This is a genomic window from Bacillus sp. FSL W8-0183 (genome assembly GCF_038006825.1).
Lineage (GTDB): Bacteria > Bacillota > Bacilli > Bacillales > Bacillaceae > Bacillus > Bacillus altitudinis.
The window spans coordinates 2,448,092-2,467,498 of sequence record NZ_JBBOVY010000001.1; the positions used below are offsets into that span (position 1 = coordinate 2,448,092).

General features: G+C 41.2%; 25 protein-coding genes and 2 riboswitches. Of the genes, 8 read left to right on the forward strand and 17 right to left on the reverse strand.

Features of this window, described 5'->3' with window-relative positions; genetic code table 11:
- Positions 1-76: 76 nt before the first annotated feature.
- Together NSQ64_RS12995 and NSQ64_RS13000 are read left to right on the forward strand one after the other, a co-directional pair.
- Positions 77-1,033, forward strand: a complete 957-nt coding sequence (locus NSQ64_RS12995; RefSeq protein ID WP_039165998.1) for a DUF1385 domain-containing protein — start codon at positions 77-79, stop codon at positions 1,031-1,033.
- 38 nt (positions 1,034-1,071) lie between these two features.
- A complete protein-coding gene (locus NSQ64_RS13000; RefSeq protein ID WP_024422959.1) occupies positions 1,072-1,467 on the forward strand; it encodes an SA1362 family protein in 396 nt (131 codons plus the stop codon).
- Here NSQ64_RS13000 and NSQ64_RS13005 read toward each other — a convergent pair.
- The 3 genes from NSQ64_RS13005 to NSQ64_RS13015 form a co-directional block, all read right to left on the reverse strand.
- Entirely contained in the window at positions 1,464-2,339 is an 876-nt protein-coding gene (locus NSQ64_RS13005; protein WP_341016858.1) for a patatin-like phospholipase family protein, read from the reverse strand. The genes NSQ64_RS13000 and NSQ64_RS13005 overlap by 4 nt on opposite strands.
- Before the next feature lie 305 nt (positions 2,340-2,644).
- Positions 2,645-3,079: a transcriptional regulator MntR gene (mntR, locus tag NSQ64_RS13010; protein ID WP_003215946.1), complete on the reverse strand. Its 435-nt coding sequence runs from the start codon at positions 3,077-3,079 to the stop codon at positions 2,645-2,647.
- Between the two features lie 85 nt (positions 3,080-3,164).
- On the reverse strand, positions 3,165-4,001 hold the full coding sequence (locus NSQ64_RS13015) for a lipoate--protein ligase family protein (protein ID WP_017357972.1): 837 nt from the start codon (positions 3,999-4,001) through the stop codon (positions 3,165-3,167).
- 219 nt (positions 4,002-4,220) lie between these two features.
- On the opposite strand from NSQ64_RS13015, the gene NSQ64_RS13020 reads away from it, so the two are divergent.
- Entirely contained in the window at positions 4,221-4,601 is a 381-nt protein-coding gene (locus NSQ64_RS13020) for a rhodanese-like domain-containing protein (RefSeq protein WP_024718853.1), read from the forward strand.
- A gap of 39 nt (positions 4,602-4,640) precedes the next feature.
- Here the strand turns inward: NSQ64_RS13020 and gcvPB are convergent, their stop codons facing one another.
- The 3 genes from gcvPB to gcvT are packed head-to-tail and all read right to left on the reverse strand — an operon-like array spanning position 4,641 to position 8,554.
- The gene (gene gcvPB, locus NSQ64_RS13025; protein WP_039166001.1) at positions 4,641-6,101 is read right to left on the reverse strand and encodes an aminomethyl-transferring glycine dehydrogenase subunit GcvPB; all 1,461 of its coding nucleotides are present in this window, start codon (positions 6,099-6,101) and stop codon (positions 4,641-4,643) included.
- A complete protein-coding gene (gene gcvPA, locus NSQ64_RS13030; RefSeq protein ID WP_079920618.1) occupies positions 6,094-7,440 on the reverse strand; it encodes an aminomethyl-transferring glycine dehydrogenase subunit GcvPA in 1,347 nt (448 codons plus the stop codon). The genes gcvPB and gcvPA overlap by 8 nt, the downstream gene beginning before the upstream one ends.
- A 16-nt stretch (positions 7,441-7,456) precedes the next feature.
- Positions 7,457-8,554, reverse strand: a complete 1,098-nt coding sequence (gene gcvT / locus NSQ64_RS13035) for a glycine cleavage system aminomethyltransferase GcvT (RefSeq protein WP_072367814.1) — start codon at positions 8,552-8,554, stop codon at positions 7,457-7,459.
- A gap of 102 nt (positions 8,555-8,656) precedes the next feature.
- Positions 8,657-8,752, reverse strand: a riboswitch (glycine riboswitch).
- A gap of 3 nt (positions 8,753-8,755) precedes the next feature.
- Positions 8,756-8,863: riboswitch (glycine riboswitch) on the reverse strand.
- A gap of 250 nt (positions 8,864-9,113) precedes the next feature.
- Between gcvT and NSQ64_RS13040 the strand changes: the two genes are divergently transcribed.
- The 4 genes from NSQ64_RS13040 to sinR all read left to right on the forward strand — a co-directional run bounded on the left by NSQ64_RS13040 (position 9,114) and on the right by sinR (position 12,314).
- Entirely contained in the window at positions 9,114-10,784 is a 1,671-nt protein-coding gene (locus NSQ64_RS13040; protein ID WP_341016862.1) for a DEAD/DEAH box helicase, read from the forward strand.
- A 14-nt stretch (positions 10,785-10,798) separates the two neighbouring features.
- A complete protein-coding gene (locus NSQ64_RS13045) occupies positions 10,799-11,596 on the forward strand; it encodes a YqhG family protein (RefSeq protein ID WP_017367588.1) in 798 nt (265 codons plus the stop codon).
- Between the two features lie 184 nt (positions 11,597-11,780).
- On the forward strand, positions 11,781-11,945 hold the full coding sequence (locus NSQ64_RS13050) for an anti-repressor SinI family protein (protein WP_008342197.1): 165 nt from the start codon (positions 11,781-11,783) through the stop codon (positions 11,943-11,945).
- Positions 11,946-11,978: 33 nt separating this feature from the next.
- Complete coding sequence (gene sinR, locus NSQ64_RS13055; protein WP_017357978.1) at positions 11,979-12,314, forward strand: transcriptional regulator SinR; 336 nt, start codon at positions 11,979-11,981, stop codon at positions 12,312-12,314.
- Between the two features lie 67 nt (positions 12,315-12,381).
- Here sinR and tasA read toward each other — a convergent pair whose 3' ends face one another.
- From tasA to tapA, 3 genes are read right to left on the reverse strand one after another with little or no spacing between them, the layout of a single operon-like run.
- Complete coding sequence (gene tasA, locus NSQ64_RS13060) at positions 12,382-13,182, reverse strand: biofilm matrix protein TasA (protein WP_008342195.1); 801 nt, start codon at positions 13,180-13,182, stop codon at positions 12,382-12,384.
- 58 nt (positions 13,183-13,240) lie between these two features.
- On the reverse strand, positions 13,241-13,813 hold the full coding sequence (sipW, locus tag NSQ64_RS13065) for a signal peptidase I SipW (protein ID WP_017357979.1): 573 nt from the start codon (positions 13,811-13,813) through the stop codon (positions 13,241-13,243).
- A 49-nt stretch (positions 13,814-13,862) separates the two neighbouring features.
- Positions 13,863-14,390, reverse strand: coding sequence for an amyloid fiber anchoring/assembly protein TapA (gene tapA, locus NSQ64_RS13070; protein WP_146271109.1), 528 nt, complete (start codon positions 14,388-14,390; stop codon positions 13,863-13,865).
- Positions 14,391-14,642: 252 nt separating this feature from the next.
- Between tapA and NSQ64_RS13075 the strand changes: the two genes are divergently transcribed.
- Entirely contained in the window at positions 14,643-14,969 is a 327-nt protein-coding gene (locus tag NSQ64_RS13075; protein WP_025207617.1) for a DUF3889 domain-containing protein, read from the forward strand.
- Between the two features lie 34 nt (positions 14,970-15,003).
- Here the strand turns inward: NSQ64_RS13075 and NSQ64_RS13080 are convergent, their stop codons facing one another.
- The 8 genes from NSQ64_RS13080 to comGA are packed head-to-tail and all read right to left on the reverse strand — an operon-like array spanning position 15,004 to position 19,216.
- Positions 15,004-15,198, reverse strand: a complete 195-nt coding sequence (locus tag NSQ64_RS13080) for a YqzE family protein (RefSeq protein ID WP_024718846.1) — start codon at positions 15,196-15,198, stop codon at positions 15,004-15,006.
- Between the two features lie 60 nt (positions 15,199-15,258).
- Positions 15,259-15,642: a competence type IV pilus minor pilin ComGG gene (locus NSQ64_RS13085; protein WP_251211210.1), complete on the reverse strand. Its 384-nt coding sequence runs from the start codon at positions 15,640-15,642 to the stop codon at positions 15,259-15,261.
- Positions 15,639-16,136, reverse strand: a complete 498-nt coding sequence (gene comGF / locus NSQ64_RS13090) for a competence type IV pilus minor pilin ComGF (RefSeq protein WP_268382948.1) — start codon at positions 16,134-16,136, stop codon at positions 15,639-15,641. Before comGF ends, NSQ64_RS13085 begins: the two co-directional genes overlap by 4 nt.
- Entirely contained in the window at positions 16,078-16,392 is a 315-nt protein-coding gene (gene comGE, locus NSQ64_RS13095; protein ID WP_039166034.1) for a competence type IV pilus minor pilin ComGE, read from the reverse strand. The genes comGF and comGE overlap by 59 nt, the downstream gene beginning before the upstream one ends.
- The gene (gene comGD, locus NSQ64_RS13100) at positions 16,376-16,822 is read right to left on the reverse strand and encodes a competence type IV pilus minor pilin ComGD (RefSeq protein WP_268382950.1); all 447 of its coding nucleotides are present in this window, start codon (positions 16,820-16,822) and stop codon (positions 16,376-16,378) included. The genes comGE and comGD overlap by 17 nt, the downstream gene beginning before the upstream one ends.
- A complete protein-coding gene (gene comGC / locus NSQ64_RS13105; protein WP_008342186.1) occupies positions 16,815-17,108 on the reverse strand; it encodes a competence type IV pilus major pilin ComGC in 294 nt (97 codons plus the stop codon). Before comGC ends, comGD begins: the two co-directional genes overlap by 8 nt.
- A gap of 16 nt (positions 17,109-17,124) precedes the next feature.
- The gene (gene comGB / locus NSQ64_RS13110) at positions 17,125-18,165 is read right to left on the reverse strand and encodes a competence type IV pilus assembly protein ComGB (protein ID WP_058336649.1); all 1,041 of its coding nucleotides are present in this window, start codon (positions 18,163-18,165) and stop codon (positions 17,125-17,127) included.
- Entirely contained in the window at positions 18,146-19,216 is a 1,071-nt protein-coding gene (gene comGA / locus NSQ64_RS13115) for a competence type IV pilus ATPase ComGA (RefSeq protein ID WP_035390817.1), read from the reverse strand. The genes comGB and comGA overlap by 20 nt, the downstream gene beginning before the upstream one ends.
- Positions 19,217-19,407: the final 191 nt, after the last annotated feature.

Below are 19,407 nucleotides of genomic sequence, written 5' to 3' on the forward strand. Positions count from 1 at the left end.
TTTCCCCTCTTTTCCTGTACAATAAAGGTATAAGGAAATGCATGTAAATTACAGGAAACAGGCAGGTTGATGAAATATGTCCAATCAAACAAAACCTCCAGCATATGGAGGGCAGGCAGTTGTGGAAGGTGTCATGTTCGGAGGTAAAAAGAACTATGTGACAGCGATTCGGCGTAAGGATGAGTCGATTGAGTTTTTAAAGCTTCCCCGGACCTCCAATAAACGAACCGCCTTTCTTAAGAAAATCCCTTTTGTCAGGGGTGTTGCTGCACTTGTTGAAGCAAGCGCAAACGGCAGTAAGCACTTAAACTTCTCCAGCGAGCGCTATGACTTAGATCCTTCTGAAGATCATTCTCTTGAAAAGGAACAAAAAAGCTCGAAATTATCAATGATCTTTGGCATTGCTGTGATCGGAGTTCTCTCTCTTCTTTTTAGTAAATTTGTCTTTACTTTAGTGCCTGTCTTTTTAGCCGAACTTGTGCGTCCGGTGTTTTCTGGAAACTTCGCACAAATTGCAGTGGAAACATTCTTTAAATTGATCCTGTTATTAGGCTATATTTACTTTATTTCCATGACCCCTTTAATTAAAAGGGTATTTCAATATCATGGGGCAGAACATAAAGTCATAAACTGCTATGAACAGAATCTTGACATCACAGTGGAAAATGTCCAAAGCCAATCTCGCCTGCATTATCGATGCGGCAGCAGCTTTATTTTATTCACTGTCATTGTCGGCATGTTCGTCTATTTACTCGTACCGACAGATCCTTTATGGGTGAGAGTTCTGAATCGCTTGGCGCTTATTCCGGTTGTTCTGGGCATTTCATTTGAAGTGCTTCAGCTCACAAACAAACTCCGTGACGTGCCAGTGCTTAAAGTGCTTGGCTATCCTGGCCTTTGGCTGCAATTGCTCACAACAAAAGAACCCTCTGATGATCAAGTCGAGGTAGCCATTGCAAGTTTTAATGAACTTCTTCGTTTAGAGGAAGCATCTGCGAAACAAGCATCAGATTCTGCTCATCAAGTGATCTAGTTTATAAATCCGGTAAATTCTTTCGGAGGTGGACAGTTATGAATCGCCGAGTACATCCTGCTTTTACCATTATTTTCGCTTTAGGTGTTTTGGGATTTGTGTATTTACTCACAACGAATCCAGGCAGACTCTTTACGATGCTGCTATCAGTTGTGATCATTGGAGCGGTTCTATTTTTCTTATTTAGATGGCTGATGAATCGAAGAACTGGAACAGAAGGAAATCTTTATCGTAAAGCAGTCAAACAATCAAAACGTCGCTACCAGCAGCCTAAACCAAAAACGAAAAGCCAGATGAAAAACCGGGTCACTCATTTGCGAAGCGTGCCGACTGACCACAAGTCTAAGCCCGTCCTTCTCAAAAAGAAAAGCCAAACACATTTGACAGTCATTGAAGGCAAGAAAAACAAAAAGAAAAATCGCGCCTTATTTTAAAATGTCCAGCTCTTTAAAAATTGCTCGGCCTTCTGTCTGCCTAGATCGACGAGCGCCTTTTTCTTTTCTGTCATGAGATGAAAATCAGTGGCAATGACGTGTTCTACAGGGATAAAAATAATATGACGTTCGTGTTTTGTGGCAATATGTCTTTCGTCATGAGCACCACGCATCGTTTCAAATAGAGCGCCAAACAGTTCAAACGCATTGCGGATGGAATGTTGAGGGCGTTCTTTTTCGTTTGGCGTTAATGTGACACCGACAAACGGCCTTTTTTTCTCTTCAGCAAAAAGCCAAATCGGAAAGTTGCTGAGCACGCCGCCATCCACGATGGTACAAATTCCTTTTGAAGACCTTAGTTTCACAGGTTCGAAAAAATAAGGCAAACTGCAGCTCATCCGAATGGCTCTGGCGACAGAAAACCGTTCTGGATTTAACCCATAGGAAGGAAGGTCATCTGGAAGGACAAGGATTTTGCCATTTGTTAAATCAGAAGCGACGATTTTGAGCGTATCTTTTTTCAGATCACCGAATACGGTGACGCCTTTTCGTTTTAACACGTCTGTCAGCCATTTTTCTAGACGGTCACCTTTGTAAAGGCCAAGACGCCAATAAATAGACACCCACCTGAGCATTTTAAACGGGATGAATTGACACCTTCGGTCAAGCAATTGATGCTCATCCATTTCGTCTAACAGCTCCCGAATCTCCTGACTCGAAAAACCCGCTGCGATGAGTGAAGCAATGATTGCTCCCGCACTTGTTCCAGCGAGACGGACAAATTGAAATCCTCTTGCTTCAAGCGCTTCATAGGCGCCTGCAAGTGCTGCACCCTTAATGCCTCCACCTGAGAACACACCATCTATCTTCATCAAGGAGCCCCCTTTTCTGTCACACTATTAATAGTGTAGGAGCATTTGCCTTTCATTAGAACTATATTCAAAAAGGACACCCTTCGCCAGGTGTCCTTTCAGCGTGTAGACAAACCCTCGCATTCGGTGTCAGTCTTGCGCTCCGGTGCTCACGAATGTCAAATTCGCTCCGCGCCAGTACTCGTCCTTCCTAGACTGCAAAGGTTTTCTTTCACGCTGAAAAGAAGACAAAGAGCTAAAATAAAGTACATTTTACCCCTTTGTCAACAATTTAAAAGGACACCCTTCGCCAGGTGTCCTTTTTCTTAAGATTCTTGATTTGTTTGTTCGTTTTTCTTTTGAATCGCTTTCAGCTGAACGGATCGCTCATCGTTTTCTTCAAAGAATTGGACGAGGTCGCCGATGCGGTCAATGCTGTTCCAGCTGAGATGATGCTCAATACCTTCTACATCATCATAAATTTTCTCTTCATCTACACCAATGATTCTTAAAAATTGCTCTAGCAGTTCATGTCTGTATACGAGACGTTTTCCAATTTTTTTGCCTTTCGGGGTTAAAATTAGACCACGATATTTCTCATAAATGAGGTATTCATCTTTATCTAGCTTCTGAACCATTTTTGTTACAGAGGAGGGATGGACAGCGAGGGCTTCTGCAATATCAGATACTCTTGCATATCCTTTTTCTTCTATCAGCATATAAATTTGTTCAATATAATCTTCCATACTAGGTGTAGTCATAAAACCCCTCCAAAATGCACCTTTACTTAATAATCATAACAATTCTACACCATCGCCCATTAAAAAACAAGAAGAGTCCTTCGTCTTAACGCTTGTAATTCCAATCATCTGTGGCGTATTTCGTTTTGGCGAGGTGATGAACAAATGCCAACTCTTCATCTGTCAGCTCATAAGGCACAAGCTCGATATTTAATCCTTTTTCAAACCCTCGTTTAAATGCAACACGCGCATCGTCTATCGTACATGTTCGATCTGAAATTTCATTGATCGCCACCGCTTTGTTTTTAAAGCTGCGCTGCATCCGCTCTCTCACCCGGTCGTTTGGATACAGAAATAAATCAAACAATTTGTCCTCATCAAGATCAATTAAGATCGAGCCATGCTGGAGGATCACACCTTTTTGTCTTGTTTGCGCACTGCCTGCTACTTTTCTGCCTTCTACAACAAGCTCGTACCATGAAGGCGCATCAAAACATACAGACGATCTTGGATTTTTTAAGCTTTCTTTTTCTTTTTCTGTACGAGGAATGGCAAAATACGCATCGAGTCCCAGTTCTTTAAAGCCCTCTAAAATCCCTTCTGAAATGACGCGGTATGCCTCTGTCACCGTCGCTGGCATCTCTGGGTGCTCTTCTGACACGATCACACTGTAGGTCAATTCCTGATCATGAAGAACACCGCGACCTCCTGTAGGCCTGCGAACAAATCCAAGACCATAGCGCTCAACCGCTTCCATGTTGATTTCTTTTTCAACATGTTGAAAATATCCAACAGATAATGTCGCTGGATTCCAACCATAAAAACGGATCACAGGCGGGATCAGCTTCTCGCTATGCCAATAAAGCAAGGCTTCGTCCATGGCCATGTTAAAGGCAGGGTCTTGGTTTCCTGTATCAATGAAACACCATTTCTCTTTTTGCATATAAAATCCCTTCTCTTTTACGTAGTCAATGTTAGATAATGGTGGTGACCACCGATTTTCTCTCTTCATCAGTCTATCAAATAGGGAAGGAATTGAAAATAATTCTTACCATTTATGATGACAAGTTTCTTTTGCTTTACTATAATAGTATTTGTCTAAAACGTACCATCAGACAGGTGACTGTGCTGATGCTCAAGAAGGAGTCGAGTCGTATTGCCAATATTCAACTATATCGTCCTCTCACTTTGTGGACTTTTCGTTCTTTATTCCATCGGCAGTTACATTTATCAGCAGCGCATAATGAAAACGCTGACGGAAGCAGAATTTATCAAAGGTTACCGCAAAGCCCAACTCATTGATGTGAGAGAACCAAATGAGTTTGAAGGTGGACATATTTTAGGCGCAAGAAACATTCCCCTTTCACAATTAAAGCAGCGCAAAAATGAAATACGCCCTGACAAGCCTGTTTATCTCTATTGCCAAAATAATTTGAGAAGCGGAAAAGCTGCTCAAACGTTACGTAAAAATGGCTGTCGTGAGATTTATAATTTAAAGGGCGGCTTTAAAAAATGGGGCGGCCGCATTAAAACAAAGAACTAACAAAAAAGACTCTGGGAGCTATTGCCCCCATGAGTCTTTTTATTTTCTTTCAAAAACCAGCACTGGATTCCGTGCAGCCTTTGTTTCATCCATTCGTTTCACAACGGTTGTATGTGGTGCTTCCTGTACGATTTCTGGGTTCTCTTCCGCTTCTTTTGCAATTTGAATCATCGCTTCAATAAATGCATCAAGGGTTTCTTTTGATTCTGTTTCAGTTGGTTCAATCATGATACATTCCTCTACATTTAGCGGGAAGTAAATCGTTGGCGGATGATAGCCAAAATCAAGTAATCGTTTGGCAATATCCAGTGTCCGCACACCTAGTTTCTTTTGACGTTTACCTGAAAGGACAAATTCATGCTTACAGTGGCGGTCAAATGGCAAATCATAATGAGCACATAAGCGGCGCATCATATAGTTTGCATTCAACACCGCATGATCCGTTACAGCCTTTAAGCCGTCTGGTCCCATAGAGCGGATATACGCATACGCTCTGACATTGATACCAAAGTTCCCATAGAACGGTTTCACACGGCCGATGGATTCTGGACGATCGTAATCAAAGAAATAACGACCTTCTTTCTTCACAAGCACTGGCTTTGGCAAATATGGAATCAAATCCTTTTTCACGCCAACTGGACCTGAACCAGGGCCTCCTCCTCCGTGTGGACCTGTAAAGGTTTTATGAAGATTTAAGTGAACCACATCAAATCCCATATCCCCCGGTCTTGCTCTGCTTAATACAGCATTTAAGTTCGCTCCATCATAATAAAGCTTCCCGCCTGCTCCGTGGACGATTTCAGCCATTTCTAAAATATTTTCTTCAAAAAGGCCGAGTGTATTTGGATTTGTGAGCATGAGAGCCGCTGTTTCTTCATTGACAACACGGCGCAGGTCGTCTAAATCGACAAGCCCATGTTCATTAGATGCCACCGTAATCGTTTCAAATCCTGCTACTGTTGCAGATGCGGGATTTGTTCCATGAGCAGAATCAGGTACGATGACTTTTGTTCGTTTAAGATCTCCTCTTGCTTCATGGTATGCACGAATCATCATGAGCCCCGTCCATTCGCCATGTGCTCCTGCCGCAGGCTGTAATGTCACGGCGTCCATTCCTGTAATTTCTTCTAAATGGTCACCTAAATCATAAAGTAACTCTAATGCACCTTGCACAGTGTCTGCCTCTTGAAGTGGATGCACATGCGAGAAGCCTGCAAGACGTGCCACCTTTTCGTTAATCTTTGGATTATATTTCATCGTACAAGAGCCTAGAGGATAAAAGCCAGAATCGACCCCGTGATTACGCCTAGATAATGCTGTGTAGTGACGCATAATATCCAGTTCAGAAACCTCTGGCAGCTCCGCATCTTCATGGCGGATATACGCTTCATCAAATAAATCTGGGAGCTTCTCCTCAGGTACGTCTAAATCAGGCAGGCTGTAACCAATTCTTCCTTCTTTGGATAATTCAAAAATAAGCGGCTGATCTTGTTTATTCATGACGATCCCCCAATTCCTTGATGAACGTATCAATTTCTTCTTTTGTTCTTAGTTCTGTCACAGCGACGAGCATATGCTGCTGAAGCTCTGGATAATCCCGTCCCAAGTCATATCCACCGATGATTCCTTTTTCAAGCAATCGCTCATTCGCTTCTTTCACAGGTTCATTCAGTTTCAACACAAATTCATTAAAATGAGCACCCTCTATTTCAGCCTGTAACCCATGTTTTTCTGCCTGCGTCTTGGCATAATGGGCCTTTTGTACGTTTTGATAGGCAATGTCTTTGATACCTGTTTTCCCAAGCGCCGTCATCGCAACAGAAGCGGCTAACGCATTTAATGCTTGGTTTGAACAAATATTTGAAGTCGCTTTGTCTCTTCGGATATGCTGCTCGCGCGCTTGAAGGGTCAGCACAAATCCTCGCACCCCGTTCTCGTCTTCTGTTTGCCCGACTAAACGCCCCGGCACTTTCCGCATTAATTTTTTCGTCACAGCGAAATATCCACAATGAGGGCCGCCAAATGCAGCTGGAATGCCAAATGGCTGCGCATCACCAACGACAATATCTGCCCCAAGCTTTCCTGGTGGTGTCAGTAAACCAAGTGCAAGCGGGTTACTTGAGACGATGAATAAACTTTTCCCTTTATGCGCAATCGGTTCAATGTCCTTTAATGGTTCAACAACACCGAAGAAGTTTGGGTATTGTACAAGGACCGCTGCTGTTTCGTCACAGACGGCTTCTTCTAATGCGGCTAGATCGGTCTGACCTTTTCGCGCAGGTACCTCGACGACTTCAATATGCTGTCCTTTCGCATATGTTTTCAGCACCGCTCTTGATTCAGGATGAACCGTTTCAGAGACCACAATCTTTTTCTTTTTTGTATGTCCTGCTGCCAGCATCGCCGCTTCAGCTAATGCCGTTCCGCCATCATACATCGAGGAGTTGGCAATATCCATGCCAGTCAGCTCAGCAATCATTGTTTGAAATTCAAAGATTGCTTGCAATTCACCTTGAGAAATTTCAGGCTGATAAGGTGTGTACGCTGTATAAAATTCAGAACGTGAAATCACATGGTCGACAATCACAGGCTGGTAATGATCATACACACCAGCACCTAAAAACGAGGCATAAGCCACTGTATCTTTATTTTTTGCAGCAAGACGAGACAATTCCCGCACTAGCTCTGTTTCAGATGCGGCTTCTTTGATGTTGTACGCACCTTTGAATCTGACTTTCTCTGGGATATCTGAGAAAAGCTCATCAATTGACTGAACACCGATGACATCCAGCATTTCTTTTTGATCTTGCTCTGTTTGCGGCAAATACCTGTGCTTCATCCTCTATTCCTCCTCGTTATTTGGCTCTTTTATAAAATGGTGTGGCGACGATTTTGGCTTTTAGACGTTTTTTACGAACTTGCACTTCCACTTCTGTCCCAAGCTGCGCCTCTGATGTTTCAATCAAGGCAAGCCCAATATTTTTCTTTAATGTTGGAGATTGTGTACCGGTTGTGACTACACCAATCTGCTTATCTCCTGAGAAGACCGGATAGTCTGTCCGCGGAATCCCCTTATCTATCATTTCAATCCCGACAAGCTTTCGCTTCGGTCCTTCTTCTTTTTGTTTTTTAAGTGCATCTTTTCCGATAAAATCTGCTTCTTTATCCGTTTTTACAGCAAAACCAATGCCGCCTTCTAAAGGAGAAATATCCTTCGTGAGCTCTTGGCCATAAAGCGGGAGTCTTGCTTCAAATCTTAAGGTGTCACGTGCACCGAGTCCACATGGGATCAGTCCTTTCGGCTGTCCGGCTTCTAATAAAGCGGTCCAAAGGTGAACAGCATCTTCTGACTGGCAGTAGATTTCAAAGCCATCTTCTCCTGTATAGCCAGTTCTTGATACAAGCACCTCTTTTTGCGCAATTATTGCTTTTGATAAAAACGTAAATGGCTTCAGTGATGTTACCTCTTCATCCGCAACATCTTTGATGATGTCAGCAGCAAGAGGTCCTTGAAGGGCTAACAAGGCGGTTTGATCAGAGACATTTTTAATGAAAACGTCTTCCTCACCTTGATGTTTCAGCAGCCAATCCACATCTTTTTCAATATTTGAAGCATTGATCACAAGCAAATAGTTGTTCTTTTCTTTTTGGTAGACAAGCAGATCATCCACCGTTCCGCCATCTTCATAACACATGGCTGTATATAGTGCCTTACCGTCTGTCAGCTTTGACAGATCATTGGTTAATAACCTTTGTAAAAAAGGAAGGGCTCCCTGACCTGTGACTTCCACCTCACCCATGTGAGACACGTCAAACAGCCCTGCTTTTGTTCGAACAGCTTCATGTTCTTCTTTAATGGAAGAAAATTGGACAGGTAATTCCCAGCCCCCGAAGTCAATGGTTTTTGCGCCAAACGTTTCATACGCATGAAAAAGCGGTGTTCGTTTCAACATCAATCGTTTCCCCCTTTTTTCTTACAGTGCATCACAAGCTGAATTTTCAGAAAAAAATCACAGCAAAAAAGGACAGAGCGCTCCCTTTTATCAAAAAGAAGTCTCTGTCCTTGCACCTGAAAGTTTACAGCACAACATCATTGTGCGTTTTCCCCTTTGGTGGTTTGCTAAAAATCGCTGCGCAAACACTCTCCAGAGTTGCGTCCGGTAAGAGTACTTTTGCCTGAGAGATTCACTGAACCAATTCAGCTTGCTCCTTCGGCGCCTGTCAGTGCAAAATAACCGCTAGGTCTCTCCCCATACCATCATCCGCTCATATTCTTCACCTTTATTGGACATACTATCAAAATGGGTGACTTATTCTCTAGATCACTTACCAACATCCTACCATTAGAAATGGATGAAGAGCAACAGAAAAATCATTAACATTTTTAAAATAATCATTCATTATCGTTCGCTTTTATTGATATATAACATCTTTTAAATCGCTATGAAAAAATGAAGCGTTTAAAAACAGAACGATTTTATCATCACTCTACCAGAAAGGCAGGCGGTCACATTGAATATTCAAACGATATTTGATCAAAAATGGGCAAGTGAATTTCAAAAGCGGCTTACAGCAGACGGTCCCTGGGCGAATTGGGATATGTACCGTTTAGCAGCACAAGTACAAAAAGTGACAGCCATTGATTCATTTGAAGGACTGCAAGCACCTGCGCACCTGCCTGCATTTACTCCTTTAAAACACCAGCTCGAAGTCGCTAGAAGAGTCGTAGAAGAGATGAATGGGAAAGCCATTTTAGCAGATGAAGTGGGTCTTGGAAAAACCGTTGAAGCAGGACTGATTATCAAAGAATACATGATTCGCGGACTTGCCAAAAAGATTCTCATTCTCGTACCCGCCTCCCTTGTGTCCCAATGGGTACAAGAACTGCGGTCGAAATTTTACATAGATGCTGTCGAACAAAAGAAGAGCTATGTGTGGGAGCAGTGCGATGTTGTGGTTTCCTCAATTGATACAGCCAAAAGACAGCCACATCGAGATACGATCTTATCCATCTCCTACGATATGGTCGTTATTGATGAAGCACACAAACTGAAAAACAATAAAACGAAAAACTATGAGTTTGTGAGAAATTTGAATAAAAAGTTCTGCTTACTGCTCACAGCCACACCTATCCAAAATCGAATAGGAGAAATTTTTAATCTCGTTTCTCTGTTGAAGCCAGGCCATTTAGGTAATGAAACACAGTTTAAAGACCTCTTTGCCAAAAAAGACCTTCAACTTGAGGACCATGACCGGCTAAAACAGTTAGTCAATAAAGTCATGATTCGGAACAGAAGACAAGACACTGGCATCGAATGGTCAAAGCGGCATGTAAAGACGATTTCTATTGATTTCTCCCCGACAGAACAAGCACTATATGATGAAATTTGTAAGTTAAAAGAAAACCCTTCCTATACGAAGCACATGTTTTCAATTATGACCTTAGAACGAGAATGCTGTTCGAGTCGTGAGGCCGTCTATATGACCATTAAAAAAATGCAAGAAGAGGAAAAACACATTCTAGGTGCTTCTGCGATGATGCACATCATGGAGAAAATCAACCAGGTAGAACAAAATTCTAAAGCACTTGAAGTCGTTAAACTCATTCAACAATTAAATGAAAAAGTCATTATCTTCACTGAATACCGTGCGACACAAATTTATTTACAATGGTTTCTCCAGCAAAACGGCATCAGTTCGGTTCCTTTTCGAGGCGGGTTTAAACGGAGTAAAAAAGACTGGATGAAAGATTTATTTAGAGAGCGGGCGCAAGTGCTCATTGCGACAGAAGCAGGCGGCGAAGGGATCAACCTTCAGTTTTGCAACCAAATCATCAACTACGACCTTCCGTGGAACCCAATGCGCTTGGAACAAAGAATTGGACGTATTCACAGGCTCGGTCAAGAGCGGGATGTCCACATTTACAATATGGCAACTAGCGGGACAGTTGAAGAACATATTTTAAAACTTTTATATGAAAAAATTCAGCTGTTTGAAAACGTCATTGGCGATCTAGATGATATTTTAACCCGAATTGATATCCAAGATGCTGAAACAGAATTGCATCAAATTCTCTTCCAGCACGAGTCTGACGTAGACATGAAAAAGAAATTAACCCAATTTGCTTCCTATTTAACAGAAGCACAAACACCGCTTTTAGAAGAAAGACAGCAAGGTTCATAAAGGAGAGTTGACCAATGGAGCAGCGCGAGATTCACACATTTCTTCTCCGTTTCTTTCAGGCAAATCAATGCGACATACTTGAAGAAAGTGCAGGACACATGACCGTACAGCTGACAATCGAAATGGATAAATTGATCATGAACCGTCCTTTTTATTGGCATTGGCTCGAAAAAACGGGAGGCGTACCTGAGCCGCGGCAATTGACTTTAATCACCGATCAAAAAAAAGCTGATGACTCGGTCGAAGGAGAATTTGTCCACTTCGGCTCCCCTCGTTTATTCCAAATATTCGAGGTTGTGAAACAGCAAGGCCGTTTTATTCGGCTGTACGAAAAAGTCAGACCGCTCACAAACAGCCAGATCGCACTGGAGCCGTGGCTTGGTCTCAATGTCAAAATATCCTATCTGGCAGACCGCAAAAAAGACAAACTGCTGTCTCTTGGACTTCATCTAATACGCGGAGAAGTCATCGAACAATTTCAAGAGAAGCTGGAAGCGCGTGAGCTATCGTCTCAAATTCCTGATTATTGCTTCACAATGAGTACGATGATTAAGCCAGAGAGCGGCGTCAAACGGCTTTACAGCCTGATGGAACGTTATGCCAATGAAGAGCCGGATGATTGGGCGGTAAGAGCTGTTCAAAAGTGGAAAGAAGACTCGGAACTTTTAAACCAATTTTATGAAGGGACTTCAGACACATCTGTAGAATATGAAATAGAAAGACAAGCACTTAAAACTTTATACGAACCAAAAATCAGTCTTACGATTGAAAATGGCGGACTTTTTTACTTACAGCAAAAAAGAGGAGGCTGACTTAGCGAGTCTCCCTCCCTTTCATGTGATATCAAATTTTCGATCAATCAAAAGCAACGTTTGTCTGTTTGTATTGGGCGGAAACATGACGCAAGCAATCTATGAGGTCTTATCACCTGTGTTTTTCCATTTCATGCGTTAAGTGCCTGAAATACACGATTCAGTATTTTAGGAGGGTATTTGTATGGAAAAGAAAACGAAGTTATTAGACAGTGAATGGGTTCAATTATTACGCGAAGCGCGCAAAGCAGGACTAACAGTAGAAGAAGTCCGTCATTTTCTCAAATCACGCGAAAAGTCCTCTGAGTCTCCCCCTATGGCAAGAAGTCATTCTATCAAACCTTTCTGAATGTGCTATAATATCGAAAGGAAGGTGATGACATTGATTGGCCAGCGTATTAAACAATACCGCAATGAAAAAGGCTACTCACTATCAGAACTGGCCGAAAAGGCTGGGGTAGCGAAGTCTTATTTAAGTTCAATAGAAAGAAACTTGCAAACAAACCCCTCCATTCAATTTCTTGAAAAAGTCTCCGCTGTTCTGGACGTCTCGGTTCATACACTGTTAAACGAAAATGATGAAACCGAATACGATGGTCAATTAGATAGTGAATGGGAAAAACTAGTTCGAGATGCAATGACATCAGGGGTTTCGAAAAAGCAATTTCGTGAATTTTTAGATTATCAAATCTGGAAAAAAAAGCAAGAAGAGGAGTAATGCGCATATTTTAGCGCATACTCCTCCAATTGCTATGCAGATCTTGTTATCAGTCTAAAGACTGACTTTATTTTTTATCTTCGCTGTGTGCTTTTTCGTTTTCTTTCACGTAGCCTTTTTCATCCGTATGCTTTTTTGGATTGATCGTTAAACCATTCCACTGAGTCGCTTCGAAGGAAAGATCAACTTGAATCGCATCGCCTTGGTATTTATTTTGGATATAGTTACCCGCTTTATCCTTCGTCTGGTCATTGACAAATTCAATGATCATTTCCATTTTATCGTAATCAAACGGATTCTTTGGAATGCCGTCATACTCTGGAGCTGTTGATCCATCAACGGTGGCAACATTAATTTTACCACTTTCATGTAAAAACTTCTCATCGACGGCATGACGAAGCTTTTCAAATGCGGTCTGATCCTGCTTTGACGTTAATAGATGCAGGTCAAGCAGGTTTGCATGGTCTAAAATAATATTTTTCGGGTATCCATTCCCACCTTCGGCTCCAACCGTTAGAACACTCACCTGAAATTGGCTGAGGAATTCTTCAGCTGTATTCTTCCCGCCATTTTTCGCTGATGTTCCATCTTGAAACTGGCTATAATCAAGACTCATCAGCACTTGATTAATTGCAAGAGACCCTTTATTTTCAAAATTAAATTCCTTCTTTATACGGTCACCGGGTTTTATGTTCGCAAGGTTGATGGCGCCGGAATTCTCTTTTGCAGATAGATTCAGCTCTCCTGTAGAGTAGACCGCGTTTGCCGTCTCAACATCATTAAATGCAGCCCACGTTCCCCCGCCAATTAAAGCAAGACCTAACGCTCCCGATAAAACACCTAAACGAATTGATTTTTTCATTGCCATGATTGAACCCCCTAATAAATTGTTTTATTGAAACCTGATTTAGGTTACAAACGAAAATTTATGCTTGTTCCTCTGACATGTGTAACTCAGCCGTATGTCTTCGATGTTTGGCAGCACCAACAAAATGAATGGTTGAATAAACAAGCAGCATCACCCCTGGAATAATGAGCAAAAGAGCGGTCCCAGCAGAAGTTCCTGCATACGAAAGAAGCTTTCCTGCATAAGGAATGTTCACGCCCGTATACTGCGCAGTCACTTGATTCGCTTTGACGAGCGTGCCGTCTTGATACATATTGTGGTCTCCTTTTGTCTCAAAGGCTTTATTTACTCCTTTTCCTTTCACCCCAACAATGCGGTGAGTCACAAAGGATTGGTCTTGCTTCGTTTGAAACGTAATAATATCCCCTTTTTTGAGTGTTTCAGGTGAGGTGACATGTTTCACAACAATCAATGAACCAGTCGAAAATTCCGGTTCCATTGATCCAGATAATACTTGCTTGAACTCATAACCAAAAATCTGAGGATCTCCGCCTGTTGTCCTTGATGACAACACGACAATAATACACACAATCATCATCGTGAAGACCAGCGCGTAAAGAATACTCCCAGACATTTTCATCCACTTTTTCATACCTTTCTCCCCTTTACATATCATGTTTCATTCAGCAGGCAAACCCTATTTAGGACGCCTTTTCTTGACAATTCGAGAGCTGCATATGTTGAGACGTAAAGAATGGCTTTTCAGAACCACCAAACCCTTTAGGATAATAGATTTTAAACACATAGATTCCATTTGTTTTTGCTTTAACTGCCGTGACAGTCGTCATTTCTTCTGATGAGAGGGACTGTATAGCACCTTTTTCAATAACATGGCCATCTTGTAATGGCATCTGAACACTCTCTACTTTATGTAGTTCCCACTTCCATTCAGAGTGCGCGATGGGTTGTCCAATATTTTTTAGTGACATGCTCAGCTTTTGAGGCGCACAGACTGTCCCCTCAATGATCGTTTGATCGATCAGTTTCAAATGACTTCTATCCCATTTCTTTGGCTGGCAATGCTGATCTGTCTCTTCGAAATTTTCACATGTTTTCATGACAAAATTCGAATGCTCGACATCGTTAAAAGAAGCGTTAGTAGACGTAATAAAAAAAGAAGTGAAAATCAAACAAATAGCACAAAATAGTACAAAGAGCGGCTGTTTCATTGAATCTTTCAACTCCTTGAACAATTGTTCTTTAAAAAGAACGATTACACTCAGTATAAGGAATTACCTATAAAATCCAAAACGTCAAATTAGTCCATTTTGTTCTTAAACAAGAACATTACCGAGAAAATTCTTCCATTTTCTCATTCTTTCGCCATATTCAATATTTTTTTCTGTGACATTTGTACTTCTTAAAAATTTACATAAAAGTGCAGGATTTGGTCAGGATAATAATTGGTGAGGTGATGTTAGTTGAAATATGGAAGAATCATGATCATGCTCAGTTTACTGTTAAGCCCTTTGATCCAAAGCGCCCATCTAGCGGAGGCAAAAGGAATCATTGCTGCCGCAGATCAATGGGAAACAAGGGCAGTCAAAGAAGCAAAAAAACGGTATCCGTTAGCACATGTTTTATTCAAACAAAAAGTGTGGGATCGGCACCGGGAGAAAGAATCCGTGAAGCAATATCATATTACGTTGAAAGATCAGGCCAAAGAATTTGGGGTATATGTCACCATTTCCTATAACCCTTACTCGAACAAGGTCAATAAAGTCATTGTTGTGGAAGAATACAGCTAAAATGGCATGAAAAAAACCGCCTGCTGGCGGCTTTTTACTTTCGTCGATGACGTTGACGTTTTTTTAGCATCATTGAGAAGCCAAAAGGCAGAACACCGAATAAACGCTGAGAAAATGGTGGTTTTGTCTCCATTTTTTCCTGTTTATGTTCTTTCCGTTCGTCACGTGGTGTATTCATATATTTAATGATTTCCTGCGTCATATATTTTACATAATCATTTGTCTTCATCGAACACTCACCTCTTCTTCCTTAAAGTGTTACCAAGAAGAGTATCGTTTTATACACTCGCTAATAAGTGCTGATCCATTGATTGATTTCTCCTGTCTCCTTATTCATCTCTAGTTCCCGCTCGTCAGTTACACCACCCTTTGTCTCGATGTTAACCAAGAGGCGGACTAGCTTTTTTCTGTCATCGCACCCAATTCGCTTCAACGTCACTCGACCTTCTTCTGTGACAATTGGGCTCAATGGCTGATCACAAATACGATTTAATTTGTTTGCAGCTTCACTTAGACCTAAACGAAATAACTGCTGTTTTTGATAAAAAGAAATCGCGAGCTCTGCACTTTTCAACTCTTTTTGAAACCCAATGGTCATCGATCCTAGAATCAATAAAAATAAAAGAATGACAGCAAATACGTGTGGATAAATAAACCCATCTTCTCTTTTCACGTTTTAGGAATCACTCCTTTGTAAGTGAAAAAAACAGCTTCATATACTTGACCAAATACATCTGTGACTTGGAGAGTGATGGTTTGCTCTTTTGTTCTTACATGGAATTGTTTCACCTTTTGTAATAAAGGGAGATGACCTGCCTGATCCGTTCGTTTACGAAGCATCTCTTGATAAGGCTCAATCGTCACCACTCGCCCTTGATTTGAAATATACTCCAGTGCTGTTCCATTTTTCACCGCTCTTACAGCGACAGCACAATTTAGATCCTCCTCTAATTGCAGGACCGTTTGTTTCCACTCCATTTGCGAAAATTTGTTGATTTCTGCAAACGGATGAGCTTTTTCAGCAATTGATAAAAGCAGCATGCAGCCAAAAGAAAGCAGCAAAAATAGCTGCAATTGCCATATTGCTTGAGCGAGTGTAAAGCCTTGTTCATCGCTCCAAATGTCGAAAGCAAATCGTCTTCTTTTTTTGTACTTTGTATGAAACACATCCCTTCTCCTGACCCCAAATGAATTCATATGTGATCTCGCCTCGTTTCTTTGTACTTGATTCATTTTGACCTTCTATAAAAGCTGTATTCATATACTCATGTAAGATTTGATAAGCTTCCAGTTTAGCCCTTAATTCTTCTTTCCCAATTGTCAGTTTTTCAAAGGATGGCACGAGCACAAGAGCAGCAAATAGAAAGAGGTGGCAAGAAAAGAGCATCTCAAACGTACTAAATCCTTTATTGTTGCTGAACATGAATCCGCCCGCTCCCTAAGTAAATCGTGAGTTTATATATTTGACTGCCAAATTGAACAATGAGAGAACCGCCGCTATTTGGATGTCCGTTTTTATTAAAGTGAAGGCCTTTTTGAAATGTGGATTGCTTGATGGTGCCTTTTTTGTGTGGATTAGAAGCAATGATCTGCTCACTATTCTGTTCGATGACTTGATAAGATACATTGGGCGGGTGAAACTCAACAGTTACTCGTGTTTTTTTAATAAATGCAGTATAAGATGCCAATGTAAGATCTTGTTTTAGCAAGTTCACTTGCTTTTTTGCTTCAGCACTTTCTAATATATTGGGCACTTTTCCACCTATTATCGATAATAAGATAGAGAAAATCATGACGATCAAGAGCTGCTCAATGAGTGTAAATCCTTTCTCCTGGAAAAGCGATTTATTCATTTTTCACATCCCCGTTTTGAATGAAAATTGCCTTTCCATTTGGACAAGTTAATCCTTTTTTGACATAGCCTTCTTTTTCTAATTCAGCTAAAGATGGCGTCTTGCCGTCATGCTCTAATTCATATGCCATTACCTGTGTACTCACCATTGATTTCAGCCCTTCACAGCCCTTTGCTTGAATGCTTTGATGATGCCGAGTGATATTTGGAATGGTGATCAATAAAAGAATGGAGATCACAAGCATGACAATTAACATTTCTAACAGTGTAAATCCTTTATCATTCATGCCTTAGTCCTCCTTTTCACACTTGTTCCATTAGTTGATACATTGGTAAAAGAATAGATAAATACACAATGAGTATAAGAAATGCTGTTAAGCCATAGATGACAGGCTGCAGCCATGAAACCCATTTTTCAATTTTCAATTCTGCATTCTCTAAAAGAAATTGACTATATGTGTACATCTCTCTTGCTAGCATCCCACTTGCTTCCCCATGCTTAATGACAGCCGCAAAATGCCTTTCGAAAAAAGGAGACCGGCTTATTTGATGTTCCATACTCTCACCTTTTCTTAACTCCCCTATCATTTGTTCAGACATTTCTTGAAGGAAGGGTAAATAGGTCTGCTGTTTAAAAGCTTGCAAACTTTCGTAAATCGATAACCCAGCTTGAAGAAGTCCGCTTAGCTGAAGGGAAAAAAGATACGTATGCATCAGCTGCACCCCTTTAAATACCACCGGCAGCCTGCTGATGACTTTCAGTTTCTCAAGGGTCGATTTTTTCTTAAAAAAGAGCTCATAATATCCAAAAAGACAGATACATATACAACCGATCATAAGCAACAAAGCGTGTAGGAATTGGAAGAGGCCAAACATCCCTTGAATCAGCCATGTCATGCTTGTATTCATAGATGAATATAATAAAGAAAATTGAGGGACGATCATTTGCTGAACAATGATGAGCACAACAAAAACCGTAAACATAAGAAAAATCGGATATCGTAACATACGCTTGAATGTGTCAACCTGCATGATTTTTTTCTCTAGAAAACGGGCGCTTTGTTCAAGAGCTCGCGCTAGGCTGCCATGTTTCTCTGAAAAACAAAGAATAGCGACGGCTTCCCGCTGAAAATGAAGTCGCTCAAGTACAACGTAAAAAGGCTCCCCTTCAAGCAGCCACTGAATGCCTGGCGTTAATCGCTGTTGCTGTTTTTTTGATAACTGAATATTCACCATCGTTAATGCCTCAACCAATGTATATCCAGCTTGAATCAATTGAGCCAGTTTCGATAAGAATTCAGCTTGTTCTTTTTTAGACCAGGGTTTAGAGGTTCGCTTCTTCATAAACCCAGCGATGATATGTGCTTTTTGATAAATAGCCGAGTGCCACTCCTTTCCGAATTAATCTTTGCAGTGTTTCGTATGACGAATGAGCGTATTCTCCTTTTGCCTCTTTGATACACTCACCAAGCTCCTTTCCGTAAAGCAATTCAAATACATTTGTTCGTCTGACTGGCCGATTTAGTTTGCAATAAAGCTCACACGTTTCGCCGCAAAATGGACATGCGAGTTCGATTAACCGCTGAGCAGCAATGGCAACCATTGTTTGTTCGAGTTCATTCATCGTCACACCAAATTCGAGCATTCGATAAAGAGCTCCCTTTGCATTCTTTGCGTGCAATGTGCTCATGACTAAATGACCTGTCAAAGCTGCTCTAATAGCTGTTCTGGCTGTTTCCGCATCTCTTATTTCTCCAAGCACAATCATATCTGGATCATGTCTTAAAATAGCGCGTAAACCTGCCGCATACGTGATACCAGCTTTTTCATTTACTTGAACCTGCAGCACTTCTTCATTTCTTGTTTCCACAGGATCTTCAAGGGTAATAATATTCCGATTAAAATGTTTTTTGGCAAACTGAATCAATGAATAAAGTGTTGTCGTTTTCCCTGAATTTGTTGGTCCTGTAAATAAAATGAGCCCATGCGAATGATTCAGAAACGATAATAATCTCGTTGAAGCTTTCGGGAACAGTGACAAATACTTTGTTTTCGGCACATGATCCTGCGGTAAAATCCGAATCACTAGACTTTCATCATTGACAGTTGGTAGTGTAGAGAGCCGAACAAACACTTGACCGCGTCTTAGCATCACAGCCAATGATCCATTTTGTGGTCTCCTTCTTTCACCAATATCCATAGAAGATAAAAATTTGAAATGAGCAATGAGCCGCTCTCCGCTCTTTTTGTCAATGATGCGCTGCTGAATGAGGTCAGCGTCTACACGAAAAGAGACTGAAGCTTCCTTTTCTCTCGGAACAATATGCACATCAGATGCTCTCATGCGGCACGCCTCTTCTAGCAGCTCTTGCCCCAAATATTCAATACCATACAAGTGGTTCACTCCTTTCAGTGACCATATTGTATGATGGCGTAACGTGCCTGACAAAAGCGTATTTCATGGTTTTCATGACTGAAAAGGTGTGAAAATGTTCAATTTGAGGTGTATTTCATCTATAAATAACAGAAGGACATATCAAAAAATTTGACTTTTACAACAACGGGTTCCGTTCAGAGGAGAAAATA

Bases quoted from the DNA above. Each gene is read 5' to 3' on its own strand.
- comGB (WP_058336649.1), bottom strand. From the start codon at position 18,165: ATGAAGAAGCGAACCTCTAAACCCTGGTCTAAAAAAGAACAAGCTGAA.
- comGD (WP_268382950.1), bottom strand. From the start codon at position 16,822: ATGAATAAATCGCTTTTCCAGGAGAAAGGATTTACACTCATTGAGCAG.
- NSQ64_RS13080 (WP_024718846.1), bottom strand. From the start codon at position 15,198: ATGAAGACAAATGATTATGTAAAATATATGACGCAGGAAATCATTAAA.
- NSQ64_RS12995 (WP_039165998.1), top strand. From the start codon at position 77: ATGTCCAATCAAACAAAACCTCCAGCATATGGAGGGCAGGCAGTTGTG.
- mntR (WP_003215946.1), bottom strand. From the start codon at position 3,079: ATGACTACACCTAGTATGGAAGATTATATTGAACAAATTTATATGCTG.
- comGC (WP_008342186.1), bottom strand. From the start codon at position 17,108: ATGAATGATAAAGGATTTACACTGTTAGAAATGTTAATTGTCATGCTT.
- gcvT (WP_072367814.1), bottom strand. From the start codon at position 8,554: ATGTTGAAACGAACACCGCTTTTTCATGCGTATGAAACGTTTGGCGCA.
- NSQ64_RS13050 (WP_008342197.1), top strand. From the start codon at position 11,781: ATGGAAAAGAAAACGAAGTTATTAGACAGTGAATGGGTTCAATTATTA.
- tapA (WP_146271109.1), bottom strand. From the start codon at position 14,390: ATGAAACAGCCGCTCTTTGTACTATTTTGTGCTATTTGTTTGATTTTC.
- NSQ64_RS13000 (WP_024422959.1), top strand. From the start codon at position 1,072: ATGAATCGCCGAGTACATCCTGCTTTTACCATTATTTTCGCTTTAGGT.
- gcvPB (WP_039166001.1), bottom strand. From the start codon at position 6,101: ATGAATAAACAAGATCAGCCGCTTATTTTTGAATTATCCAAAGAAGGA.
- tasA (WP_008342195.1), bottom strand. From the start codon at position 13,182: ATGGCAATGAAAAAATCAATTCGTTTAGGTGTTTTATCGGGAGCGTTA.
- comGE (WP_039166034.1), bottom strand. From the start codon at position 16,392: ATGTTCAGCAACAATAAAGGATTTAGTACGTTTGAGATGCTCTTTTCT.
- NSQ64_RS13045 (WP_017367588.1), top strand. From the start codon at position 10,799: ATGGAGCAGCGCGAGATTCACACATTTCTTCTCCGTTTCTTTCAGGCA.
- NSQ64_RS13015 (WP_017357972.1), bottom strand. From the start codon at position 4,001: ATGCAAAAAGAGAAATGGTGTTTCATTGATACAGGAAACCAAGACCCT.
- NSQ64_RS13005 (WP_341016858.1), bottom strand. From the start codon at position 2,339: ATGAAGATAGATGGTGTGTTCTCAGGTGGAGGCATTAAGGGTGCAGCA.
- gcvPA (WP_079920618.1), bottom strand. From the start codon at position 7,440: ATGAAGCACAGGTATTTGCCGCAAACAGAGCAAGATCAAAAAGAAATG.
- sipW (WP_017357979.1), bottom strand. From the start codon at position 13,813: ATGAAAAAGTGGATGAAAATGTCTGGGAGTATTCTTTACGCGCTGGTC.